Raw genomic sequence first — 24,607 nt, 5'->3', positions numbered from 1 at the left:
TCAGCTGTCCGGTCCCGACAGCCACAGGTCGTTCGTCCGGAGGAAGGCCTCGCTGGTGAAGGCGAAGCCCTGGACCCGGGGGGAGAGGCCGACGGTCTGGACCCGTTCGCAGACCGGGAACGAGACGCCTGTCTCGACGACGTATCGTTGCAGCTCGGCGTAGGCGCGGCCGCGCTGGGCCGGATCGATGGACTGCAAACCCTGCGCGAACAACGCGCTCACCTTCGCCGCGGTGGCGGGGTCCTGGCTGTATCGGGCTGTTCCCTGTTTGCTGACGGCCTGGTCGAGCGCGGAGCCGAGCACGCTGGGGTCGGCTCGCGTCAGGAAGGCGAGTGCCAGGTCGAAGTCGCCGGCGGCGAACAAGTCGACCCGCTTGGCCGCGGTGACCACCATCAGCCGCAGCTCGATGCCGGCCCGCCGCATTTGGTCCTGGATCAGCTGATCGCCGGGCAGCGCCGCGGTGACCGGGTCGAGCAGCGTCAGCTTCCGCCCGTCCCGGTACCGGTATCCGTCCGGGCCGAGCAGCCAGCCGGCTTCGTCGAGCAGCCGGCTCGCACCGTCCGGATCGTGGGCGAGGGCGGCGGCCTGGGCGGTGAAGTACGGTGTGGTGGAGTCGAACACGCTCGCCACGACCGGATAGCCGGGCCAGTAGACCGTGGCGGCGTAGGTTTCCCGGTCGATGAGCTTCTGCACGGCTTGACGCACCCGCAGATCGGCCAGCGGCCGTCCGCTGGTCACGTTCGGCACGAGCTGGTAGCTGACCCCGGGCAGCGGGCGCGACTCGATCCGGCCGCCGGTCCTGCGGATAAGGTTCTGGTCGGGTTCGGAGATCGGCTCACGGGGCCAGACGACGTCGATGGCCGCGCTGGTCAGGCTGCCCACCCGGACGCTCGCCTCTTTGATGTAGCTGAACGTGATGGCGTCCAGGTGGGCGGCTCCGCGGTTGCGTACCAGGGGTGACGGCCAGGCGTAGTCCTTGCGCCGGGTCAGGTGCACCTTCTTGCCCGCGGTGAACTCGTCGAGGACGAACGGACCGGACGCAACAATGCGTCCCGCGCAGCGCCGCTCGGGTGTCTCCCGGTAGCTGGCGGGCGACAGGATCGCCAGGGTGGTTGTCGAGGTGGCCTGGAGGAACGCCGCGTTGGGCCGGTCGAAGCGCACCGTCACGGTGTCCTGGTCGACCACTGTCGTCGACGCGTATCCGGCCAGGTAGGTCAGACCCAGCACCGACTTCGCGCCCAGGGCGAAGGTGGCGTCGAACGCAGTCTTCACAGCCGGCGCGTCCAGCGGTGCGCCGTCGCTGAATGTCACGCCGTGGCGGAGGTCGAAGGTGTACTGGCGTGCGTCGTCCGAAACCGTCCAGCCGGTCGCCAGCCACGGCACGATGGCCCCGGTCGCTGGGTCCTGGTCGGTCAGGGAATCGGCGATTTGGCGGTCCACCGATCGCGTCTCGATCCAATAGACCTGATTGGGGTCCACACAGCGTTGCGCGTCGTCCCAGAACGCGACGCGCAACGTGCCACCGGTGGTGGGCAAGCTGTCCTGGGCCGTTTTCCCGGCATCGCCGTCGCAGGCGACGAGGCTGAGCACGGCGACGAGCGACAGCGTACGGATATGGCCTTTAGCATGAGAACTCACTGTCACGGCCCTTTCCGGAGACGGGCCCAGGCTACGAACCGGCTGTTGACATGAACGGAATGGTGCTCAGCTCGGTGCGCGTCCGGCGTTCCGGAACCGTTCCGTTCGCGTCAAGTGCGGGGTCACCTCCGCCGGTCGACGGGCTCCCGGCGGCTCCGTCGCTGCTCTACAGTGCAACCACGCGGTGCCCGCGGCGGACGATCGGAGGTAGGGACGGCACGGTGAGCAGGTCATCGCCGCCTCGGCCGGACGAGGCCGAAGGTCTTCGTCTGCGAATTCTCGGCCCGCTGCGGATCCGGCGGGACGGCGTCGAACTGGATCCCGGGCCACCGCAACAGGCCTACCTGCTGGCGCTGCTGCTCATCCGGGCCGGCCGGCCGGTCAGCGGGAGCGAGCTGATCGACCTCATCTGGGCCGACGACGTCCCCACCTCGGCGCTCAACATCCTCCAGAAGTACGTCGGGTCGCTGCGCCGGCTGCTCGAACCGTCGGTCTCCACCCGCGAGAACGGTTCCTACCTGCACCGGCGGGGCGGGTTCTATCTGTTCACGGCAGGGCCGGACGTGCTCGACCTGGTCCAGTTCCGTCAGCTCGTCGACGCCGCCCGCGCCCACGACCGGCCCGACGTGGCGCTCGATCACTACGTTCGGGCGTTGAGCCTCTGGCACGGACCCGCGGGCGACGGGCTGGGGCGCCGATCGAGCGCCGACTTCAGCGCCCTGAACCTCGAATATCTGGGTGCGAGTGTGGCGACGGCCGAGCTCGCCGTCGCGCAGGGCCGGCCGGAGCTCGCACTCCCCGCGGTGGTCCGGGCGGCGGAGATGGCACCGCTGGACGAGCAGGTTCAGGCTGCGCTGGTCACCGTCCTGCACGCCGCCGGCCGGCCGGCGGCGGCCTTGTCGGTCTTTCAGAGGGTACGGGCGCACCTGGCCGAGGAACTGGGCATCGAGCCCGGACGGGCTTTGCAGTCGGCTCATGAGCGGCTGCTGAGCCGGCCGGGTGTCGCGGACACCACCGGGCCGGCACCGCCACCGCCGGGCGGAAGGCTGGTCGGGCGCGCGAACGAACTGGCCACTGTCCGGCAGGCAGTGGAGGCGACGTTCAGCGGCGGGTCGGGCCTGGCAGTCGTCGAGGGTGAGCCAGGCGTCGGCAAGACACGGTTGCTCGTGCAGGCCGGCGCCGATGTGGAAACGAGAGGTGGGCTCGTCGTATGGGGCCGCTGCGCGGAGGGCCCCGGGACGCCCTCGATGTGGCCCTGGCTCCAGGTGATCAACGCTCTGGTCCGGAGCCTGCCGGTCCGGGCCCGCCGACAGTGGCAGACCGGTGAGCTCGGCCGGCTGGTGGGGTCGCCCGGCGAGGTTGCCGAGACGCCCGTGCTGCCGGACAGCGGCGCCCGTTTCCGCCTCTACGAGCAAGCCGTCGCCCTGATCGGGGCAGTCTCCTCCCGGCGACCGGTGCTGCTGCTCATCGACGACATCCAGTGGGCCGACGTGGCCTCGCTGGACCTGCTCGGCCACCTCGCGGCCAGGCTGCCGGGCGGGACGGCCGTCGTCGGCGCGCTTCGCGATCGGGCGCCGCTGCCCGGCCCCGAGGTCGCGCATGCTCTGGCCGTCGTGAGCCGGCACGCCGGGCTGCGCCGGATCCACCTGGGCGGGTTCAGCCAGGCCGAGGTGACCGAACTGGTGCGGCGGGAGACCGGGCGCCTGCCCGACGTCGTGGCCGCGCGCGACATCCACGCCCGCACCGGCGGCAACGCGTTCTTCGTCCGCGAGCTGGCGCGCCACCTACGCGACAGTGGCCGGTTCAGCGATGCCGACCTCGGCGCCGGCGTGCCCGGCACCGTGCTGGACGTCGTGCGCGACCGCATGACCGAGCTCGACGACGTCGCGGCGGACCTGCTCAGGACGGCCGCGCTGATCGGCCACGACGTCGGCCTGGCCCTGCTGACCTCCGCCGCCGGCGTCGACATGCCGACCTGCCTCGACCACCTGGGACGTCTGCACGCCCTCGGCCTGGTCGAGCCCGTGGCAGGCGACCCGTACTCGTTCCGCTTCACCCACGACCTGCTTCGCGAGTCGGTCGCCGCCACCACCTCGATGGCCCAGGCCCCTGGCTTGCACCTTCGCGTCGCCGAGGCGATCGAGGCGACGACGTTCGACGACAACGCGATGGTCGAGCGGCTCGCTCACCATCTCTGGGCGGCGGGCCCGCTCGCCGAGCCGGCCCGCACCGGGCGGGCGTTGCTGGAGGCCGGCCGGTGCGCCGCCGGCAAGTCGGCGCTGGAGGCGGCCGCGGGTCATCTGCGGCTGGCGGCACAGGTGGCGCGCGGCGCCGGCCTGGCCGAGCTGGAACTGTCCGCCCTGTCGCTGTTCATCGCGGTGGACGGCATGCGGGCCGGGTACGTCGGGTCGGCGCTCGACTTGCTGGAGCGGGCCGAGGAGCTGGCCCGCGACCTCGGCCGGGAGCGTGAGGCGGCCGATTTCCTGTTCTCCCGATGGGCCGCCTTCTCGCAGGGCATCCAGCTCGAGCAGGCCGGCCGGCTGGCCCGCCGGCTGCTCGATCAGGGCCAGGCCTCGGCCGATCCGATCGTGCACGCCTACGGGCGGCACGCCTGGGGCATTCACAACTGGGACATCGGGAACATCGCGGAGTCGTACCGGTACCTCAGCCGATCCGTCCCGCCCCTAGGAGCCGATGTGACCCGGCGGGACCAGGCGCCGCTGCGACACGACCTGCAGCTGCTCTCACCGGTGATGCTCGGCCTGATGACGGCGTTGCACGGCGACGTCGACGCCGCGCGGGCCCAGCTCGACGCCGTGGAAGACGCCGCGGGCGACGATCCGTACGCGATCACAGTCTGGTCGGCCTTCTCGGTGACTGTCGCCGCATTGGCCGGCGATCCGGACTGGGCGCTTCGCGCGGCGCAGCGGGGCATCGCCCAGGATCCGGAGTTCTCGTTCGTCTTTCTCGGCGGCTATCAACGTCTCGGGCGCTGCTGGGCACGGGCCATGTCCGACCGCGACACCGATGCCGCTGCCGACGCGGAGAGGCTGATTGCCGTCGCGTTGCTCGACCCGCCGCGCTCGGGGCTGGCCACCTGGTACGGGTTGCTCGCCGAAATGTGGCTGCGGGTCGGCCGGCTTGAGGATGCGGCCGAGGCCCTCGATCGGGCTGACTCGTACGTCGCCACCTACGGTCAGCGCTACGCCGAGGGCTTTCTCATGGTCGTCCGGGCGCAGCTGATGCGAGCCCATGGCATGCCGCCGCCCACGGTCCGGGCTGTCCTCGAACAGGCTCGCGCGTTGTCCGGCAAGCGCGGCGCACACCTGTTCGCGCGCCGCGCCGAGCAGCTGCTCTCGTCAGGCGAGCCGGGACCGCAGCACCGTGCGGACCGCCCAGATGTGGGCCACCAACCCGATACCCCAGCCGACGATCGACCATAGCGGCCAGAAGAAGACGTCCGGCGTCACCACTGCCCAGACGATGACCTGAGCTACGTTGGCCACCACGTACCAGAAGGTGTGGATCCACATGCCCCACCTCAGGGCCTGTTCGCTCTTGTGAACGGTCATTGCTGGGCCGCCTTCTCGATCAGAGCTACGGTCGCTCCCGGCCGGGAGACGAAGACCATGTGCGAGGCGCCTTCCACCACCTGGATCTGACCACCGGTGCGCCGGGCCATGAATTCCTGTGCCATCGGCGGGATGATCCGGTCGGCCCCGCTGATCAGGTGGTGACAGGGAATCTCGTGCCAGGCCTGAGCGCCGGTGGCCGGTTCACCGAGGGCAGCCCCAGTGGCCGGCCGCTGGGTGATCGCGTAGACCTCGGCCTCGTCGGCGGGGATGTCGCCGGCGAAGTGGGGGTGAAAGACACGGGGGTCGACGTAGAGGTCGACCTGCCCGTCGGCCAGGGGCACCGGTTTCAACGAATCTCCGATGGTGCTTCCCGGGAACTTCTCGACCAGGGCCTGTGCGCTTTCGCCCTCCTCCGGGACGAATGCCGCCAGGTACACCAGCGCCCGGATGTTCGGGTTGCCGGTCGCGGCGGCGGAGATCACCGCGCCGCCGTACGAATGGCCGACCAGCACGATCGGCCCGCTGATGTCTTGCAGCCGGGCCCGCACCTGTGCGGCGTCGGAGGAGAGCCCGCGCAGTGGGTTGGGCGCGGCCACCACCGGGTAGCCGTCCGAGACAAGTCGCTTGATGATCGCGGTGAAACCGCTGCTGTCGGCGAAGGCACCGTGCACCAGCACGATGGTGGGATGGTCGGGCATCATTTGTCACCTCTGTCCTCAGTGGTGACAAGAAGCTATGTCCGCCTACTTGACGGAGACTGCACGTGACGACTCGGGGCGCGTTCCGTTGCCGTCAAGTCCCCTGCGGCCCGGCCGGTTCCCGCAGCATCCGGGCGGCGCGGTGCGCGTAGAGATGGGCTTCGCGGTCGACCGACAACGAGTACGCCCGCTCAGCCGCGGCCCGGACCACGCCGGGGGATGCGCCGGACGCCCGCAGCACCTTCGCCCGGATGAGCAGGATCAGCCCTTCGGGATAGCGTTGCCCGAACGTGTCGAGTGCCTGCTGCGCGCAGTCGAGGGCCGTGGCGGCCTCGTCGAGCTGCCCTGCCGCGAGCCGGGCCTCGCCGAGCAGCCCGAACCAGGTGGCCACGCAGGAGCGGGGCGTGTCGAGCAGATTCGACCGGATCAGTCGCTCGGCCCGGTCGGCGGAGCCCGCCGGGTCGTGGCCGCTCATCGCCAGCGCCCACAGGCGGGCCAGCCGCAGATATGACCCTTGGAAGACGAAGGTGAACTCCGGGTCGACGGCGATTCCCCGTTCGGCCACCCGCAGCGCCTCCGGGGCATCGCCCACGTTCGCGGCGGTGCGCGCGGCCATGGAGGCCCACACCGTGGTCATGTACGGGTCGTCGCCGGCCAGGGCCTCGAGCTCGGCGAGCAGCGCCTGAGCGGTGCTCAGGTCACCGTGTTGTGCCGTCATCTCGGCGAAGATCGCGGCCGGGAGCATCTGGAGGTCGTGCCGTAACGGATCGTCGTCGCGGCGGGCGGCGTGGCCGTCGAGAACCTCGGCGGCTCGGCCCAGGTGCCGGACACCCTCGCCGACGTTTCCGATGCCCCACTGGTGAATGCCCCACGCGTTCAGACCATAGGCGCGGATGGTCGGATCGGCGGCGGCCTCGCCCTGCTCGAGCAGTCGGCGGGCGAGCGGCGCGGCGCGGTCGAGCTCGATGGCCTGGGCGTGGCCGGCCCACCGGGAGAAGAGGAAGTCGGCGGCCTCCCGTTGCCGGCCGAGGCGACGCGCGAGGTGCTCGGCCCGCTCCAGCAGGTCAAGAGCCGCGGCGCCACCGTACAACGACCGCATTCCCACCACCGCCGCGAGCTGCTTGAGCGCGTACAGCTCCGGTTCTGCCAGGCCGGCCGCGCGGGCTACCGAGGCGGCCGAGCGCAGTTGCCGTTCCGCGACGTCGAGCGCCGATTTCGCCGCCGCGCTGCGGCCGGCGTAGACGAGCGCGGTTGTCGTCCGAGCCGGATCGGCGAGCGGACCGGCGACCCAGAGGTGGTGGGCGAGGCGCTCGGCGACGGCTTCGGTGTCCGGAGCCAGGTTTTCGAGCGCATCGGCGACACGCAGGTGCAGCCGCGGAACCATCGAGGCCGGCGTGACGGCGATGACGGATTCGCGAACCAGGTCGTGCGGGAAACGCAGCGAGAACGGATCGCCGGGAGGGAACGCGAGCAGGCCGAGGGCATCCAGGGTGTCCAGGAGAAGGACGCACGCCCGGATCTGGAGGCCGGCCGCTCGGGCAAGCAGACGGACCTCCACGTCCCGGCCGATCACCGCGGCGATCTCGAGTACGGCCAGGGCCTGCGGGTCGAGCCGCGCGGTGCGGTCCCGGACCACGTCGCGCACGGTCGCCGGCACGTCGGCCCGCTCCACCGCGGCCGCGGTGATGATTCCCTCGTCGGTGGCGAGCAGCCGGGACAATTCGTGAACGAAGAACGGGTTGCCTCCGGTGCGGGCGTGAATCCGCTGCGCGACGCCCACCCCCGGATCATGACCGACCTGGCCCTGGACGAGCTCTGCCACCTCGCCCGGTGCCAGCGGGGCGAGCCGGATCCGGCGGTGGCTCGGCATCCGGCCGGCGGTGGCGAGGAACCTGGTCAACTCCGAGCCGGGAACAGGCGCGCGGTTACGAAGCGCGCCGATCACCGCGGTGCCACCGGGGAGCCTGGTCGCGAGGTGACCCAGCAACCGCACGGACGAACCGTCGGCCCACTGAAGGTCGTCCACCACGAGTACGGTCGGCCGTCCGGCCGCGACCTCCGCGATCAGGGCCGTGACCTCCTCGAACAACCGGAACGGGGCCCCGCTGTCCGGCATCTCCGGCCGCTCGCCACGCGACCGGACGAGACGGCCGAGCTCGCCGGCGAGGCTCTTCCGGCGGACCGGGGACGTCACGTTCTCGATCAGCCCGCCGACAATCTGCGTCCACGGCCACATCGCCGGCGTGCCGTCGCCCTCCAGGCAACGTCCCCAGACGACCAGCGTGCCCTGCCGAGCGGCCGCTGCCGCGGCTGCCTCTTCGAGGAGACGGGTCTTGCCGATTCCCGGCTCACCCTCCACCAGCACGAGACCGGTGCCCCCGGACATCGCGGCCGCCACGGCCTGCCCCACGATATCGAGCTCATAGGTCCGGCCGACCAGACTGCCGGACGTTGCCGAGGCGCCGACGGCGCCCGTCCACCCGATCGCGGCAAGGCCCACGTCGTCGTTTCCGGCCGCGTCGTCGTTTCCGGCCGCGTTGTTTCCGCGCGGCCGGCGGACCGGCCGCAGCACCTGCTGATAGGCGTCGAGAACGGCCGGCCCAGGATCGGTGCCCAGTTCCTCGGCGAGCCGGGCGCGGAGTGCTCCGAATATCGACAGCGCTTCGGCCTGCCGTCCCGCGGCGGCCAAGGTGACGATGAGGCAGGCGTGCACCGGTTCGTGGAACGGCGCCATGGTGGCGGCCAGTCTCAGCGACGGAAGCAGCCTCTCGGTGTGCCCGCTCTCGGCCGCGAGATGGGCGGCGGCGACGCAGGCCTCGAAGAATTCGTTGTCGAGAGCGGCGAAGAGCGTTGTGGTGGCCTCGGTGTGGGCCAGGCCTTCTCCCGCATGGCCCCGCCAAAAGCGCAGCGCCGCAGCGTAGGCGTCGAGGGCCTGCCCACCGGCGAGTTGCCTCGCCGACGCCGCCAGCCTGCGGAACTCGACCACGTCGAGCGTGCCACCGCTCGGGTCGAAAACGTAGCCGGTCTCGGACCGTCGCAGGTAGGACCCGCCCTGGCGGGCGGGGAGTGCGGGCTCGAGCAGCCGCCGGAGCGCGCCGACGTACTTGTGCACGATATTGACGGCGGTCGCCGGATGGTCGCCGTCCCAGACCATGCTGATCAGCTCGCTGGTGCTGACCCGCTGGTCGGCGGAAGCCAGCAGAGCGGCAAGCAGGCCGGCCTGCTGGGGTGGTCCGGGGTCGATCTCGACGCCGTCCCGCCAGATGCGCAGCGGGCCCAGGATCTCCAGGCACAGAGAGGAGCGCGAACGCCGGTCCATATCGCGGAACAATAGAGCGACGAGGCCGGGTGGCGCACCGCGCAGCATCGCGGTCGTGCTCGACTGCTTCGACGTGCCGGTACCCGGTCACGACCGGCCCGCGGCCGCACCATGACCGGGTCCGGCCCGGCGCCGGCCCCGGCCCGCCTCCGCCGTGGAGGCCAGGCCTCAGGGGTAGAGGTCGGCCTCGGTGACGACCGGGGCCGTGGCCTCCTCGGGACGTCCGACCCGGGCGGCCGAGCCGAACATCGGGCCGCGCGCCGGCTGCACCGGGGCGAAGGCGGCGAAGCCGCGGTCGTGCGGGATGTCGTCGTACACCGCCTCCATCCCACCGCGGATCAGGTAGGTCTCGTGCCAGAAGCCGGTGCCGCCGCTGTCACGCAGGAAGCCACGCCACCACAACCTGTGCGGTTCGGATCGGGCCCACGCCAGCAGGGACGGCAGGTCACGCCAGTACTGGCGGATGCCCACGTGCATGGGGAACAGCGACCACAGCAGCGACTCGTGCCGCAGCAGCCCGTCCGGCTCGGGGCTCGCGGACCGGCCGATCTGCGGGCCGTAGCCCAGCAGCGTCCGCAGACCAGTGATGCGGTTGACGCGCATGCCGAGATAGACCACTACGAGGTCCGGGTAGGCGGAGAGGTCGACGGTCCGGCGGGTGACTCGAGTAGCCATCGCGGGCTCCCTTGGTTGTCGAATCGAGGCGGGGAGGAGTCGGGCGCAGGCCTCACGCGGCCGACCGTGACGACGTACAGAAGCAAACCGGCCGAGGTGAGCACGAACCCCGCCCAGACGGTGGACAGCGCTCCCCAGCCGGCGTCGAGAGTCAGCGCGCCGCCGATCGCGCCGAGCGAGTTGGCAAGATTGAGCGCGGCCAGGTTGACCGCCCCCATCAGGGTGGGCGCGTCCGGGGCGAAGCCGGTCAGCCGGACCTGAACCGTCGGGATCGCGACCATCATGCTCGCGCCGACACCGAACAGGCAGGGCAGCAGCACGGCCAGGTTGCTCCCGGCCACGCCGATCGGTACGAGCAGGATCAGCGTCGCGGCGTACCCGAGGATCAGTCCGCCGTTGACGGAGCGGTCGGCGACGCGCCCGCCCACCTGGTTCCCGGCCGCCATGCCGAGGCCGAAGACGGCGAGGGCAACCGGGATGAGTGACGCGTCACGGCCGGCCGCTTCAGTGACGAAGGGGCCGATGAAGGTGTAGACCGCGAAGATGCTGGAAATGCCGAGCGCCGCCACCGCGACCATCAACCAGACGCCGGCGCGGCGCAGACCGCCGAGTTCGCCGGTGATCGAGCCGCCGTGCAGGTCGCCGCTGCGGGGCAGCCAGGCCACCAGGGCGAACCCGGCAAGCACACCGAGCGCGACCACTGTCCAGTACATGGCGCGCCAGCCGGCGTGTTGGCCGACGGCGGTAGCCAGCGGCGAGCCGACAATGGTGGCGACGGTGAGCCCGCCCATCACGGTGGCGAACGCCTTGCCGCCCCGGCCTGGGCCGTACACGTAACCGGCGACGACGGCGCCGGCGCCGAAGAACGCGCCCTGGACGCTTCCGGCGGCGAACCGGGCGACGATCAGCAGCGCCAGGTTCGGGGCGATCGCGGACAGGGCGTTGCCGGCCAGGAACAGCACGATCAGGCCCAGCAGCAGGGTGCGCCGGTTGACCCGGGCCGCCAGCAGGGTGATCGCCGGGGAGCCGATGACGACGCCGACCGCGTACGCGGTGATCGCGGACGTCGCGGTGGGCAGCGACACGCCGAGGTCGGACGCGAACAGCTGGACGATGCCGTTGCTGCCGAACTCGCCGGTGCCGATGGCGAAGGTCCCCAGCGCCAGCGCGACCAGGGTCAGCCTCGGCGCTCTGACGACGCCGTGCCCGTTCTCCGCGAGAGCGCATTGGCCTTCATAGGCGCGCTGATGCATGGTCGGGCCGGCTCAGCAGGCGGCGAGTTTGATCAGATCGGCGACGGCGGCCGGTTGGGAGATCATCGCGACGTGCGAGGCGCCGACCTCCCGTACTCGTGCACCGGCCCGCTTCGCCATGGACCGCTGCGCGGCGATCGGCAGCACCTGGTCGTTCCGGGCGGCGAGGTACCAGGAGGGGATGCTGGTCCAGGCCGGCGTTCCGGACGGCTCGCCGAGGGCACGCAGGTCGGCCGGTCGCTGGCCGGCCCACATCAGCCGGGCGGTCGTCGCGGGCACGTCGCCGGCGAAGACACCAGGGAACGCGCTGGCCTTGATGTACGCGTCGACGAGCCCCTCCCCGTACGGCCGGAAGTCGAGGGCCGCCTCGGTCAGCCGGGTTCCGGGACTGCGGTTCTGGAGGTCGATCAGGCTCTCCCCCTGGTCGGGTGCGAACGCGGCCACGTAGACCAGCGCGCGGACGTTCGGGTTGCGGCCGGCGGCGTTCGTGATGACCATCCCGCCGTACGAGTGGCCCACCAGCACCGTCGGACCAGCGATGGTGGCCAGGACGTCGGCCAGGTATGCGGCGTCGGCCGACACGCCACGCAGCGGGTTCGCCGGCGCTATCACCGGGTAGCCGCCGCGCAGCAGCCGCTCGGCGACGCCGTTCCAGCCGGACGCGTCGGCGAACGCGCCGTGAACGAGCACGACAGTCGGCTTGGTCCGGGGCGGGACGGTTGCGGCGTGCGCGGCCGGGGCGTTGAGCAGGGCACCGGCGGTGACAGCGGCGGATCCGGCGAGAAGAGAACGGCGAGTGGTCATCAGAATGCCTCCGGAGAGATCGTCACGTTGCTGGTGGGTAAGGTCTGGCAGGCCAACAGCCATCCCGCGGAGATCTCGGCCGCCGACAACAAGCCCCGGCTGTCGGTCTCGAAGTCGCCGCTGAGCACCCGCACCCGGCAGGTACCGCAGGAGCCCTCCCCGCACGACTGGGGCAGGGGCACGCCCGCGGTGTTGGCCGCGTCGAGCACCGATTGGCCGGGGTGGCAGGGGAAAGCCGTCCCGCCGCCGGCCAGGTCGATCGTGTACGTCGTGACGCCGCTCGCCGCCGCCGCGAGGGCCACCGCGTGGGCTCGTTCCCGTCGGGTCCGGCCGCCACTTCCCGACACGAACGCCTCGGTGTGAATGCCTTTCCGCGGCACCCGCAGTGCGGCCAGAGCCCCGATCAGGTCCTGCATCATCGGCGCCGGTCCGCACAGGTGGACGCGAGTGGCACCGTCCACGTAGGGCATCAGCTCGGTCGCGTCGATGCGGCCGTACCACTCGGTGACGACGAACTTCACCACCAGGCCCGGCAGCCGGTGCCGCAGAGCTGCCAGTTCCGGGCCGAAGAGCACCTCGTTCTCGGCCCGGAAGCTGGCCAGCAGCACGATCCGGCCGCGGTGGCCGGCGTCGGCGGCCGCGGTCAGCACGCTCATCAGCGGGGTGATCCCGACACCACCGCTGATCAGCAGCAGCGTCTCGGTCCCCGGGCCGCCGTTCCAGGTGAACTCGCCGTGCGGACCACTTACTCGCAGCGCCTGTCCGGTCTTCACCTCCTGGTGCAGGAAGACCGAGCCGAGCCCATCCGGTTCCCGCCGGACCGCGATGTCCAGGAATGCGGTTTGCTGGGGTCCGGTGCAGATCGAGTACGACCGTTCGATCGGCTCGACCGCCACGGGCAGCTCGAGTTTCAGATACTGGCCGGCGATGAAGGTGAACGGCAACGGCCCGGAATCCAGCGATGCGAGACGGAAACGCCGTACGGTAGGGCTCAATTCTTCGATCGCGGTCACGCGCAGATAGCCCTGCCACGGCGTGGCCGGATCGCGAGTCGGCGGCCCTTTCCGGATGGCGCCCCACAGGGCGCCGAGCTGCCGCGGTTTCAGCACCGCGTTCGCTGCCATCAGCCCACCGGCCAGCGCACCGACCACGCCGGAGCCCCACGCGTCCTGCCCCGCCACGAACAGGCCCTTGACCGGGGTGCGGCAGCCGGCCACCGACGAACGCAGTCGTTGCGGTGTCGCCGCGAGGCCGTAGAAGGATCCCTGGACACTGTTCTGGTACGTCTCGAACGACAGCGGGGTCGCGAGCTCGGTGAAGCCGATTTCCTCACGCAGGCCGGGCCATTGCTGCTCCAGACGGGTGAGGAGCCTTTCCGCGAGCCGCTGCTTGAACTCCTGATAGCTCTCGGGCCGATCGTTCGCGGCCGTTCCACGCCATTGCTCGACGACGTCCGGGGCGACGAGTTCGAGTGCCTCCATCGTGTGGTGCCGGGCGGCCGGATTGTTGAGCGAGGGGAAGGAGACGTACAGCGTGCCGTCGCCGTCGAGGTCGGGCATGAGCCAGTGGTTCTCGCCGCCGAGCCCGAATTCCACCGGCGACCGCTTCAACCCGATGAACAACATCAGGGCCGACATCTCCGCCGGCAGCTTCTCCAGCCGCCGGTTCTGCCGGCTGAGAGCGTACGTGTTCCGCACGCCGGCCGCCGAGACCACAGTGCCGGAACGCACCCGGTAGCGGCGCCCGCCGGCGGTGTCCTCGACGTCCACGCCGGTTACCCGGCCCCTCTCGACCAGCACTTCGATGACGCGTTGCCGTGGGCGCACCTGCACGCCGTACCGCTGAAGGATCTCCACGATGATCCGGCCCAGCTCGGCCGGACCGCCGACCGGATGGGCGGTGCCGTTCATGAAGAAGGTCAGGGGAACGGCGGCGTGATAGCCGAACGCGCTCGACCGCGGCGCCGTTCCGTAAAGGCCCCATCGGGCGGCGAAAATGGCACGTAGCCGCGGGTCGCGAAAGCTGCGGGAGACCTGATGGGACACCGATCGGTATGCCGCCGGGAACAGCGTTCGGACCAGAGGCGTGCCGACGTTACGCACAGCGGCCGGAAACGAAGCGAGGACGTTGCGGGCGGCCAGCCCGATCATCGCTCGCCGGGTGGTGCGGAAAAAGGCGTCGATGGCAGCAGTTTCGTCCGGGAAATGTTCGACCAGGCGCGAACGGAACCGTTCCCAGGTGGCCGGCACGGCGAAATCGAACTCGGGGAAGTGCAGAACGTCGTAGTCGGCGGGCAGCGGCGACAGTTGCGCCCGCCCGTCCGTCATGAATTCCAGGAACGGCCCGGCGTCCGCGCTCATGTAATGCAGCCCGGTTCCGAAATGGTATTGCCCCGCGCGGGTGAATTCGTGGGTCATTCCGCCGATCGTGTAGTGCTGTTCGAGGATCAGCACGCGGCGGTCGCCGAACTGCGCGATGGCCCGGGCCGCCGCGAGACCGCCCATTCCCGAGCCGATCACGACGACGTCGGCTTCCTCAATGTCAGTCATGTGCGCTCCCTTTTGAACAAGGGTGGCGAGATCGACTTGACATTTACTGAATGGAATCGTGCAGGCGTTGTTCAGTGCACCGTCGCAACTTCCCCGGGAATCGACCGGCCGGTCAGAACGGCCGCGCGATGGATCACCGGGCCGCTCGCCTCGTGGACAAGCGCCGCCGCGCGCACCAGCGGGTGGCCGTGGACTCGTTGAGGTCGAGCGGGCGTTGAGGTTCTTGCCCCGGGCGGCCGCCGGGGCCCGTCGGAAGGGCGGTTCGCCGTCAGCCGGAGGACGCCTGTTCGAGCTGGAAACCGTCCTTCTCGGCCCGCAGCAGGAGGAACTTCGGCTGGGTGCGGGTGCCGTCGGCGTTGAAGCTCATTGGACCGGACATCGCTTGCATGTTCGTGGTGCTGATGGCTTCGCGTACTGCCTCGTGAGCGACGGTGCCGGCGCGCTTGATCGCGTCGAGGGCGACGTTGACGGCGTCGTACGCCTCCACCGTCGAGGAGCCGGGAGCCGAGCCGAAGGCCGACTGATAGCGTTGCGACCAGTCCTTCAGCTCCGGCATGAATTCGGGGAAGAGCAGGGCGGTGCCGTACACGCCCCGGCGCTCTTCCGCCGTGAGGTTGGCCAGCAGAGGGCCGTCGGTGGCCCCGTCGCCGACGACGATCTTTCCGCGGTATCCGCCGGTCCGCAGGTCCTTGATGAATTGGTTGGCTTCGCCGTAGTAGCCGGTGTAGTAGACGACGTCGGCCTTGCTCGTGATCACGGCCTGAGCCGCCCGGGCGTAACTCGGTGCGCCCTGGCTCAGGTGCAACTCGGCCACCAGGGCCGGATCGCCGGTGCGTTTGGCCTCGCTGATCGTCGACGCGGCGAGCGTTGCCGGGAAGCTGGTGCCGTCGTCGACGACCGCCAGGCGGCGCGCGCCCAGCTGCTTCATCCAGCCGACGGCGAAGGCGGCCTCGGCGGTGACCGTTCCACAGATGAGAAAGACGCTGTCGTAGCCGGGAGCGAGCAGGTCGGTGGAGTTCGACTGCGCCACAATCATCGGTACCCCGGCAGCGCGCAAGATTTTGAGGGTGGGCACTGTCGCGCTGCTGCAATAACCGCCGACCGAGGCGGCGATATCACGGTCGACAATCCTCCGCGCGGCGGTGACGGCGGTCCCTGGGTCACAGGCGTCGTCCTCGACGACCAGTTCGACCTGGCGGCCAAGGACACCACCGGCCGCATTGGCCTCGTTGACGGCCAGTTGGGCACCGTTGCGCATCGATTCCCCCGAGGGGCTGCTGCGCCCGGTGAGCGGCAGCAGCGTGCCCAGCAGAATGGGACCGGGTTTCGCCGCGTTCTCGCCGGTGGCGGAACCGCTGCCACTGCATCCGGCGGACGCGGTGAGCACGGCCGTCACGGCGACAAGGATCAACAGCCTGCTGCGCATGGGCACTCCCCAGATCGGCCTTCAGGACTTCATGTCGGCCGGGCCCGCACCAACCTGAGCCCAGGTGCCTTCAACTCGCCGATTCGCTGCCGAAAAGAATGCCGTGATCAGGTGGAGGTCCAGGGGTGGAGATGCGGCTGCCCCGGGGACGGCGGTTCGGCAGGGCCGCAGCGTCGCGATGACCGCCGCGCTGGGGGCAGTTCTGCTGGCCCTGGCCGCCTACGTCATCCAGGGAACCGTGCACACCACCCGGGCGACCGAGCAACAGAGCCATGTCCTGAAGATCGACGCGCTGTTCTCCGAGACGCGCATCGCGATCGCGATGGAGGAGGTGAACCTCAGACACTACCAGATCGAGCCGTCCGTCGCCGTCAAACAACGCTTCGACCAGGTCGGGAAGTCCGCCGACGACCTGCTTGCCGAGCTCGCCGCGACCGGTCCGGGACAGACCCGGGAGGACGCGTTGCGCTTGCGGGCCGAGCACGACGACTTCCACGCGCTGGCCGAACGGCAGATGACCCTCATCGCCGAGAGCGACTCCACCCATATCCGGCTCGACCGCCTGGAGGTCACGCCGGCGTTCTACATCCTGCAGGACGACATCGACGAGGTGTCGCGCACTGTCCATGAGGCTGCCCAGAAGCAGGTCGAGCAGCTGCGCCTGACCCAGCTGCGGCTTCTGATCGGTATCGTGGTCGGCTTCGGAGTCGGCCTGACACTCGCTGCCATCGTTCTGCGCATCGTTCTCGGACACCAACGCAGGCTGGTCGAGCAGGCCGAGGCCAGCCGCCAGCAGGCACTGCACGACCCTCTGACGGGCCTCGCGAATCGGACACTGTTTGCCAGCCGGACCAAAGTCGCCCTGGCCGGGCTCCTTCCCGGCGGCGACCGGCACGTCGCGCTGATGATCGTCGACCTCAACGGCTTCAAGGCTGTCAATGACACTCTCGGCCACCACGCCGGGGACCAGGTCCTGCAGGAGGCCGGCCGCCGCCTGTCCGATGCGGTCGGCGCCGACGGCGTCGTCGCACGCCTCGGCGGCGACGAGTTCGCGGTGCTGCTACCGCGGGTGGCCACCGTGTCGGCCGCGCGCGAGACCGCTGGACAACTCGTCGAGGAGCTGCGCCGGGACTTCCTGCTCGACGGTCGCCCCGCGGCCGTCAGCGGCAGCCTCGGCCTCGCGTTCGGCCTGATGCACGGCACCGGCGAGGACGAACTTCTGCGGCACGCGGACGCGGCGATGTACCGCGCGAAGGCCAACGGCGGTGGAGTTGAGGTGTACGACGTCGACACGGACACCGAGATGCCGGAACGGATGCAGCTGTTCGCCGAGTTGCGGACCCTGCTGGAGACCGGCGACCCCGCGGCCCAGCTGCAGCTGCACTACCAGCCGCAGGTGCGCCTGTCCGACGGCGCGGCGACCTCGGTCGAGGCGCTCGTCCGCTGGCAGCACCCGGAGCGAGGGCTTCTCCCACCCGCCACGTTCCTGCCCATCGCCGAGCAACGCGGCCTGGAGGTCCGGCTGACCTACCACCTGCTGGGCGAGGCGGTACGGCAAGGGGCGAGGTGGCTCGCCGAAGGACTCCCCTACGCCGTCGCGGTGAACGTGTCACCCCGGTGCCTCATCGATCCGGACTTCACCGCCGTGATCCTGGCGGCACTGCGTGACGCGGGACTCCCGCCGCACCTGCTCCGCCTCGAGCTCACCGAGACCAGCATCATGGCCGATCCGGACCGTGCCGTCAGCGCGATACGCGAGGTCCGCGAACACGGCATCAGCGTGTCGGTCGACGACTTCGGCACGGGCTTCAGCTCGCTGGTGCAACTCCGTCTCGTCCCGGCCGACGAGTTGAAGATCGACAGGACGTTCGTCCGGGACCTCGGCAGCGACCTGTCCGGCACGACGCCGGACGCCGTCATGGTCCGCAGCGCCATCGACCTCGGTCACAACCTCGGCCTCTCGGTCGTGGCGGAAGGGGTTGAGGACCTCGACGCGCTGCGCTCTCTGCGGGCGATGAACTGTGACTATGCCCAGGGATTCGCACTCAGCCGTCCCGTACCGGCGGACCAGGTGGCCGATGCCTGCGCACGGGCCCAGAGCATCGTGACGAATCTGATCACATCCATCACCGCACCGGCGTGACGCGCGTCAGCGCACAGGTACGCCCGCTGACAACCGGTCCGGTTCTGATGGAGGATCGAGTTGAGGATCTCCCGCAACGAGTAGCGGCCCTTGATGCCCCGGCACCGACGGATGCCTCGCTTTCCACGCCTCCAGCAACGGGCCCACCACCGCCCACCGCGCCGGTCGGGAGCCGGCCCCCTCCGTGCGGGTCAGCCGAGGCCCACGGCGGCGACCATCAGGGGCAGCAGGAGCAGGATGATGATCGCGCCGAGCACGTCGAACGAGACCCCGGACCGGATCATCGTGGTGATCGGCACCATGCCCGAGCCGTAGACCACCGCGTTCTGGGGTGTCGAGACCGGCAGCATGAAGCCGAACGACGCCGCGAACGTGGCCGCCAGCGCCGGCACCAGCGGATCAGCCCCGGCCGCGGCCGCGATCGGGATGATGATGGGCACCACGACCGCCGCCGACGCGGTGTTGCTGGTCGTCTCCGACACGACGATCGCCAGGATCACGGCGAACGCGGTGATGGCGAACGTCCCGCCCAGCCCGAGCGCGTCGGCGCTCGACCGCCCGATCGTCTCGGCCAGGCCGGTGTCGGCCAGCAGCGAGCCGAAGATGATGCCCGTGCCGAACAGCACGATCGTGCCCCAGTCGATCCGCGCGGCGTCGCTCCAGTTGAGCGTGAACTCCCGCGATCGCCACGACGTCGGCAGCAGGAACAGCAGCGACGCGCCCAGCACCGCCACGATGCCCTCGTTGAGCCGGGCGCTGACGGTGTCGTAGACGGCCGACTCGGTGCCCGCGACCACGGCGACGATGCCCGGGAAGATCCAGAGCCCGACCGTGACGACAAAGGCGATCAACGTGTTGCGCTCGGCAGCCGAGAACCGGCCCAGGCTCGCGCGCTGCGAGGCAACGTAATCCTCGACACCCTCGATGCGCCGGATCTCGGGCTTGTTGAGCAGCAGCAGGACGATCGCGAGCACGACGAACATCAGAAGACAGATCGGCCCGGCGACCGCCATCCACTGCGCGAACGAGATGCGCTCGCCGGTGGCCTCCTCGATCAGCCCGCGCCCGATCAGGTTCGGGGGCGAGCCGACCGGGGTGAGCAGTCCGCCGACCGAGGCCCCGTACGCGAGCATCAGCATGAGCGCCGCGCCCACCCGCAGCCGGGTCGGGTCGAAACCGGGCTCGACCAGGCCTCGGTCCTGCAGCAGCTTCGCGATGACCGAGAGGATGCCCAGCGCCGTGGGCAAGAGCATGGCCACGGTGGCGGTGTTCGAGACGAACGCCGACAGCAGGCACGTGACGACGCCGAACGCGACGATGACGCGCGCGGTCGAGCGGCCGACGCCGGGCAGCGACAGGATGCGGAACGCGAAGCGGCGGGCGAGCCCGTGCTTGAGCATGGCCTGCGCGAGGATGAAGGCGCCGATGAAGGTGAACACGGTGGACGAGCCGAACGGCGCCAGCACGTCGCTCGCCTCGGCCACCCCGAACACCACGATCAGGGCGACGCCGAGCAGCCCGCCGATGGGGATCGGGACCGCCTCGGTCACCCACAGGACGATCACGCCGAGCAGCAGACCGCCGAGCACCTGCTGGCTGGGTGGGATGCTCAACGGCAACGCCAGGAACACGATCACGACGGCCGGCGCGAGGAAGAGGCCGACCGTACGGCGGCCCCGCTCGAACCGCTCCTCGGCCGGGGACAGTTGCTGTTCGCCCAGGCTGCGGTAGGTGGCCCCACCGAGCAGGCGATTGTCGACGTCGGTCTTGGCGGGTGCGTCGGTCATGGCAGTCTCGCCCCCTCATCGAGTGATCTGCATCACTTGATGGTAAGGGGGATCAGGAGACCTCGCCGAGGAGCGCCCGGCCCAGCGGGGTCAAGGTGTGCACGACGGCCTTGCCGGCCCGGCTGGTCTGGATGAGCCGGGCCTCGCGCAGCACCGCGGTGTGCTGGCTGACCGATGCGGCGCTCACCCCGACCCGGCGCGCCAGCTCGGACGTCGTACGCCCGCCGCCCAGCGACTCGAGCAGCGACGTGCGCGTGCGCCCGATCAACGCGGCCAGCGACGCACCGTCGGCCGGCCGCAGCCCGGGGCGCAGGGTCAGGTCGTGCTCGATCGGATAGACCAGAACCGGCGGCAGCGTCGTGTCGCGCAGCGTGTCCGGCGTTCCCCACGACAGATAGGACGGCATGAGCAACAGGCCCCGGCCGTCGAGCTGCAGGGTTTGCTCGAACGGCGCCTCGACCTCCAGCACCGGCGGCTCCCAGCGCATCATCGGGCGGTAACTGTCCAGCAGGCCCTCGACGCCCTGGTCGAGCAGGATCCGGGCGCGGCGGGACCGTTCGGCGTCGATGTGGGCGCGGGCCTCGCCCCAGAACGGCGAGAGGGTGCTGTCGTACTGCGACTGCAACGCGTTGGCCAGGCGCTCGAGCATCTCGACGTCGCCGTCCGCCAGCCGGCTCATCCACGACGGTTGGGGACCGGCGTGCCGCACGAGCTCCTCCAGCTCGTCGCGCAGCCGGGTGATCGGGGTCGACTTGATCGCCTCGATGGCCGCCGACAGGCCGGACGCGCCCTCGGCCGGGGTCAGGAAGTCGGGGTAGTACGCGCCGCGGACCAGGGGCAGAAGCAGTTCGAGGTCCTCGCGGCGACTGGCCTTGATCGCGTGCCCACGCCAGCGGCCGTAGATCAGCTCGGGGCCGGGACGGCGCAGCCGCCACACCCCGAAGATCGTCTCCCACATCGGATCAGGCTCACTCGCGATCCGCACGCGGCCGACATCATCCGGCGTGAAATGGATGCGCAGCACGTCGGGCCCCCAGTTGCCGTTCAGCAAACATTCACGGCGGGAGTCTATCCGGCGGGTGCGACAACGACGGAAGCAGCACACGACAAAGGCCGCACGGGCTCCTGCGCCGTACGGTAGGGGCGGGTGTCGCCACGAGCGCGCCGACGATTCCGGCAGTCCGGATATGCACCCCCGATAACGGCATATCCGACAACGACTGCCTGACGTCGGCCCGGCTCGTGGCCGACCCGGCCGAAAGACAATGTCCGCCGCGCGGGTGCCACGACAAGACGTTTAACGCCTCGCTGAAACGATGCCCCCGGGTTCATCCGAACGGGCGATGCGCGACTAACCGTTCCGCCCGATAAGAGCAAAGCGTAAATTCCCGAAATGTACGCTGAATCGGGCGCGGCCAAGTCCGAGAGGCTGACGCCGCGGGCACGAAAGGTCGCCGCCCGCGCGCCCAGCCGCCCGGCCCGCTCAGCTCCCTCCGGATGACGGCCGCTGCCGCTCGGCTCTCCCCTGCCTGCCAGCAGGCCCCGCTCAGCTACCCGTTGGCCACCCGGCGCCCTCGCTCAGCCCCCACCGGCTGCCGCGGGCCCTCACTCAGCTCCCCACCGGCCGCCGCGGACCCCCGACTCAGCTCCCCACCGGCCGCCGCGGACCCCCGACTCAGCCCCCACCGGCCGCCGCACGCCCCCGGCTCAGCTCCCCACTGGTGCCCACCGGGCGCCGCTCAGCTCCCCGCCGACTGCCGCAGACCCCACACAGCTCCCCACTGAGTGCCCACCGGGCCCCGCTCAGCTCCCCGAGGGCTGCCGCAGACCCCACACAGCTCCCCACTGAGTGCCCGCCGGACGCTGCTCAGCTCCCCGAGGGCTGCCGCAGACCGCGCTCAGCTCCCCACTGGGTGCCCGCCGGGCGCCCCTCAGCTCCCCGCCGGCCACCCACAGGCCGCTGCTCAGCCGGCGACCGGCTGCGCCCCCGGCTGCTCGGCCGGACGGCGCCGGGCGACCCAGCGCTCGAACACGATCGACGTGAACGGCGGGATCGACGCGGCCAGACCGATCAGCGTGCGTGGCAACGACCACCGCTCGGCCCGGGCCGCCCAGATCGCCGCCGCGATGTAGGCGACGAACAACGCCCCGTGCAGCCGGCCGAACAACCACACACCCATGTCGGTGACCTCGGCGACCCGTTTCAAATACATGCCGACGAGCAGGCCCGCCCACGAGAACGCCTCGGCCACGGCCGTGATGCGGAAGATGCGGTACGGCTGCACGATGTCGACGCCCCCTGAGCGAGTCGGATGATCCGTTCCAGACGAGGCATTCGATCGTACAAAGGACCCGGCGACGGCCCGCACGGACAACCCCCGGAGTGAAAAGCAGCTCACCCCGGCAGCCGGTGGAACTTTCCCGGTGGATTGTCATCACGCCCGGCGCCGCCGCCACCGGCCCGGATCTGAACGCGATCACGGTGACCGAGACCGCGCCCCGGGCGGGGACCGTTCTCAGCGAATGCGGAATCCCCGGCAGATGACCGGATCGGTGTCGTTATTGCCGACGACGGATTCACGCCTTCCGGCCGGGCAGAACGGAAATCGAGCGCCCGATCCTTTCGGTTGCGGCGCTGATCAATTGCGGACGGATGTGCCAGATTTCGGCATTCACTCCTGCGAACTCCCCGGCGGTTCTACAGTCGACTCATGGAGTTGCGGTGGTGGTCGATCGAGGTCCTTGACGGGCCCCGCGGCACTGCGCGCGCCTGGCACGAGTCGCTCGGCAGTAATCTGGTCGAGGCGGCCGTCACCAACGGCGCCTATCGCTGGGAGTGGACGTTCCATCAGTGGGGCGTGCTGTTCGAGATCGCCTTCCGCACAGACGAGGCCTGGTCGGCGTACAGGGCCTTGCCCGTGGTCGCGGCCGCGCTCGACGCCGTCCCCGACATGGCTCACGGGCTCTACGTCTATCCGGGCCGCGGCGGCAGCGGGGGCCGCACCGAGCCGAGGAGCACGCATCCGCTGTCCGGCGGCGGCGCGGCCGAGATGCCGCTGCCCCAGATCCGCGAGCTGCTGACCCTGCGTGACGGCCGCCGTCCCGCCTTCACGCTCGGCATCCACCAGCTCATTTAGGCTGTTCTCCGGCGTATTCCCGGAATCGTTCGACGGCTCGCCCCGAGACGGCCCGGCCGTGGCCGAAAACGGCGTGCTCGAAGTCGTACGCCGCCAGTTTCGCCAGGCTGCGTCCCTGTTCGGCCGGGTCGGCCGACACCTGGGTGGGGCCGAGCGCCACCTTGCCGTCGCGGGTTCCCGAGGCCGTGTCGCCCGCGAAGAGCACGCCGCCGGCCCGGTCGAGCAGGAACGACACGTGCCCGCGGGTGTGCCCCGGGGTGTGCAGCGCCGTGAATCCGGTGAGTGGCTCCGACTCGTCGCCGGTGATCAACTGGTCGAGCTTGGTCGGCTCGGCCCGGCCGATCAGCCGGCTCGCCAGCCTGGCCAGCCCGGTCGGCTGGGGCCCGGTGATCGCGCCGGTGATGACCGGCGCGTCGGCCGCGTGCGCGAACACCCGCGCGCCCGAGCGGCGGCGCAGGTCGGCGACGTTCCCGGTGTGGTCGAAGTGGTGGTGGGTCAGCAGCACCGCGGTGACGTCGCCGATCTGCTTGCGCAGCTGGTGCAGCGCGCGGTCGATCCGCTTGGAGTTGCGGGGCAGCCCGGTGTCGACCAGCACCACCCCGTCGTCGGTCACGACCAGATGCATGTTGACGAACCCGAGGCTCAATTCGAAGACGCCGTCCACCACTTCACGCACGGAGTCATTGTGCGCTATCCCCCGGCGACCTGTTCCCGCACCGCGACCTCGAGGGCGGTGGCGGTCAGGCCGAACGTGCGGGCCGTCTCGGTCGCGTCCAGCCGGAACGGCGCGTACCACTGGTAATCCATTTCGGCCATCTCGCGCATGATCGGAACGACCACCCCGGCCGCGTGCAACACGAAGCGCGGCAGCGGGACCAGGCGGATCGGCGGTTTTCCCGCGGCCTCGGCATAAAGCCGCGCCAGTTCGCGGATCGTCACGGCCGGCGGCGACGGCACGTGCCACGCACGGCCCCACGCCCTCTCGTCCTGGGCGAGCGTGACCAGGGTCCTGGCCATGTCGCCGTTGTAGGTGAACGTGTGCGGCATGTCCGTCCGCCCCGGCACGAAGGCCGGGCGCCCCTTCTCCATCGCCGGGCCCAGCACCAGCGAGTACAGGCTGACCGCGTTCCTGCCGACGTAGTCGGAGCCGCGCGCCTCGAACGTCCGGATGCCGGCGGCCAGGGCCTGCTCCCACAGTCGCTTGCGCAGACGTCCCTTGTGCCCGGTTGCGGTCATCGGCGTGTGCTCGTCCATGTGGCCGCCGGGCTGCGCCCCGTACGCGTAGAGGCTGCCGGTGCCGGCCAGGACGGCGTCGTTCGCCCGGGCAGCGGCGACGGCGGCCGTCTGCAGGGGTGGCAGCAGCCGCTCCCACTGCGTGTAGTCAGGCGGGTTCGAGCAGTTGTAGATCACCTTTGCGCCGCGGGTCAGCTCGGTCAGCCGCCGCGCGTCGGAGGCGTCCGCGGGCGTCCGCTCGACCAGCGGATGCTCGGGACCCGACCCGCTCCGGGTGATCACGCGTACCCGCTCGCCGCGTTCGACGAGCAGATTCGCGACGCTCGTGCCGATCGACCCGGCCCCAATGACCACATGCTCCACCATGACA

Annotated in this window: 17 protein-coding genes; 3 read left to right on the top strand and 14 right to left on the bottom strand. The window is 70.6% G+C overall.

What is annotated here, in order from left to right:
* On the bottom strand, positions 1-1,638 hold the full coding sequence (locus C8E87_RS34645; protein WP_203720839.1) for an ABC transporter substrate-binding protein: 1,638 nt from the start codon (positions 1,636-1,638) through the stop codon (positions 1-3).
* Positions 1,639-1,859: 221 nt separating this feature from the next.
* On the opposite strand from C8E87_RS34645, the gene C8E87_RS34640 reads away from it, so the two are divergent.
* Positions 1,860-5,081, top strand: a complete 3,222-nt coding sequence (locus tag C8E87_RS34640; protein ID WP_239080477.1) for an ATP-binding protein — start codon at positions 1,860-1,862, stop codon at positions 5,079-5,081.
* On the opposite strand, the gene C8E87_RS34635 is transcribed toward C8E87_RS34640, so the two are convergent.
* The 8 genes from C8E87_RS34635 to C8E87_RS34600 all read right to left on the bottom strand — a co-directional run bounded on the left by C8E87_RS34635 (position 4,998) and on the right by C8E87_RS34600 (position 15,937).
* On the bottom strand, positions 4,998-5,171 hold the full coding sequence (locus tag C8E87_RS34635; RefSeq protein WP_243755205.1) for a 2TM domain-containing protein: 174 nt from the start codon (positions 5,169-5,171) through the stop codon (positions 4,998-5,000). The two genes, C8E87_RS34640 and C8E87_RS34635, sit on opposite strands and share 84 nt — an antisense overlap.
* Positions 5,172-5,206: 35 nt before the next feature.
* On the bottom strand, positions 5,207-5,911 hold the full coding sequence (locus C8E87_RS34630) for an alpha/beta fold hydrolase (protein WP_239080476.1): 705 nt from the start codon (positions 5,909-5,911) through the stop codon (positions 5,207-5,209).
* A gap of 94 nt (positions 5,912-6,005) precedes the next feature.
* Positions 6,006-9,230: an ATP-binding protein gene (locus tag C8E87_RS34625; RefSeq protein WP_133877629.1), complete on the bottom strand. Its 3,225-nt coding sequence runs from the start codon at positions 9,228-9,230 to the stop codon at positions 6,006-6,008.
* Positions 9,231-9,398: 168 nt separating this feature from the next.
* Entirely contained in the window at positions 9,399-9,905 is a 507-nt protein-coding gene (locus C8E87_RS34620) for a monooxygenase family protein (RefSeq protein WP_133877628.1), read from the bottom strand.
* A complete protein-coding gene (locus tag C8E87_RS34615; RefSeq protein ID WP_133877627.1) occupies positions 9,848-11,158 on the bottom strand; it encodes an MFS transporter in 1,311 nt (436 codons plus the stop codon). The genes C8E87_RS34620 and C8E87_RS34615 overlap by 58 nt, the downstream gene beginning before the upstream one ends.
* 12 nt (positions 11,159-11,170) lie before the next feature.
* Positions 11,171-11,962, bottom strand: coding sequence for an alpha/beta fold hydrolase (locus C8E87_RS34610; RefSeq protein ID WP_166661378.1), 792 nt, complete (start codon positions 11,960-11,962; stop codon positions 11,171-11,173).
* Positions 11,962-14,511 (bottom strand): FAD-dependent oxidoreductase, encoded by a 2,550-nt coding sequence (locus C8E87_RS34605; protein ID WP_133877626.1) that lies wholly within the window; start codon positions 14,509-14,511, stop codon positions 11,962-11,964. Before C8E87_RS34605 ends, C8E87_RS34610 begins: the two co-directional genes overlap by 1 nt.
* 268 nt (positions 14,512-14,779) lie before the next feature.
* Positions 14,780-15,937 carry a branched-chain amino acid ABC transporter substrate-binding protein gene (locus tag C8E87_RS34600; RefSeq protein WP_133877625.1) on the bottom strand — a complete coding sequence of 386 codons (1,158 nt, stop codon included), beginning with the start codon at positions 15,935-15,937 and terminating at the stop codon, positions 14,780-14,782.
* Between the two features lie 178 nt (positions 15,938-16,115).
* Here C8E87_RS34600 and C8E87_RS34595 point away from each other — a divergent pair, with 178 nt between their 5' ends.
* Complete coding sequence (locus C8E87_RS34595; protein WP_133877624.1) at positions 16,116-18,080, top strand: putative bifunctional diguanylate cyclase/phosphodiesterase; 1,965 nt, start codon at positions 16,116-16,118, stop codon at positions 18,078-18,080.
* A gap of 191 nt (positions 18,081-18,271) precedes the next feature.
* Here C8E87_RS34595 and C8E87_RS34585 read toward each other — a convergent pair whose 3' ends face one another.
* From C8E87_RS34585 to C8E87_RS34575, 3 genes are all read right to left on the bottom strand, one after another.
* Complete coding sequence (locus C8E87_RS34585; RefSeq protein WP_133877623.1) at positions 18,272-19,867, bottom strand: SLC13 family permease; 1,596 nt, start codon at positions 19,865-19,867, stop codon at positions 18,272-18,274.
* A 52-nt stretch (positions 19,868-19,919) separates the two neighbouring features.
* Positions 19,920-20,825: an ArsR/SmtB family transcription factor gene (locus C8E87_RS34580; protein ID WP_133877622.1), complete on the bottom strand. Its 906-nt coding sequence runs from the start codon at positions 20,823-20,825 to the stop codon at positions 19,920-19,922.
* Between the two features lie 1,006 nt (positions 20,826-21,831).
* Positions 21,832-22,152: a DUF3817 domain-containing protein gene (locus tag C8E87_RS34575; RefSeq protein ID WP_133877621.1), complete on the bottom strand. Its 321-nt coding sequence runs from the start codon at positions 22,150-22,152 to the stop codon at positions 21,832-21,834.
* A 426-nt stretch (positions 22,153-22,578) separates the two neighbouring features.
* Here C8E87_RS34575 and C8E87_RS34570 point away from each other — a divergent pair, with 426 nt between their 5' ends.
* Positions 22,579-23,004: a hypothetical protein gene (locus C8E87_RS34570; RefSeq protein ID WP_133877620.1), complete on the top strand. Its 426-nt coding sequence runs from the start codon at positions 22,579-22,581 to the stop codon at positions 23,002-23,004.
* Here C8E87_RS34570 and C8E87_RS34565 read toward each other — a convergent pair.
* Together C8E87_RS34565 and C8E87_RS34560 are read right to left on the bottom strand one after the other, a co-directional pair.
* Positions 22,997-23,680, bottom strand: coding sequence for an MBL fold metallo-hydrolase (locus C8E87_RS34565; RefSeq protein WP_133877619.1), 684 nt, complete (start codon positions 23,678-23,680; stop codon positions 22,997-22,999). The two genes, C8E87_RS34570 and C8E87_RS34565, sit on opposite strands and share 8 nt — an antisense overlap.
* Positions 23,681-23,694: 14 nt before the next feature.
* Positions 23,695-24,603 carry an NAD-dependent epimerase/dehydratase family protein gene (locus C8E87_RS34560; RefSeq protein ID WP_133877618.1) on the bottom strand — a complete coding sequence of 303 codons (909 nt, stop codon included), beginning with the start codon at positions 24,601-24,603 and terminating at the stop codon, positions 23,695-23,697.
* Positions 24,604-24,607 lie beyond the last annotated feature (4 nt).

The organism is Paractinoplanes brasiliensis, from assembly GCF_004362215.1.
Classification (GTDB): domain Bacteria; phylum Actinomycetota; class Actinomycetes; order Mycobacteriales; family Micromonosporaceae; genus Actinoplanes; species Actinoplanes brasiliensis.
The sequence above is the reverse complement of the archived record's forward strand: the minus strand, read 5'-3'. Positions and strand labels throughout refer to the sequence as shown.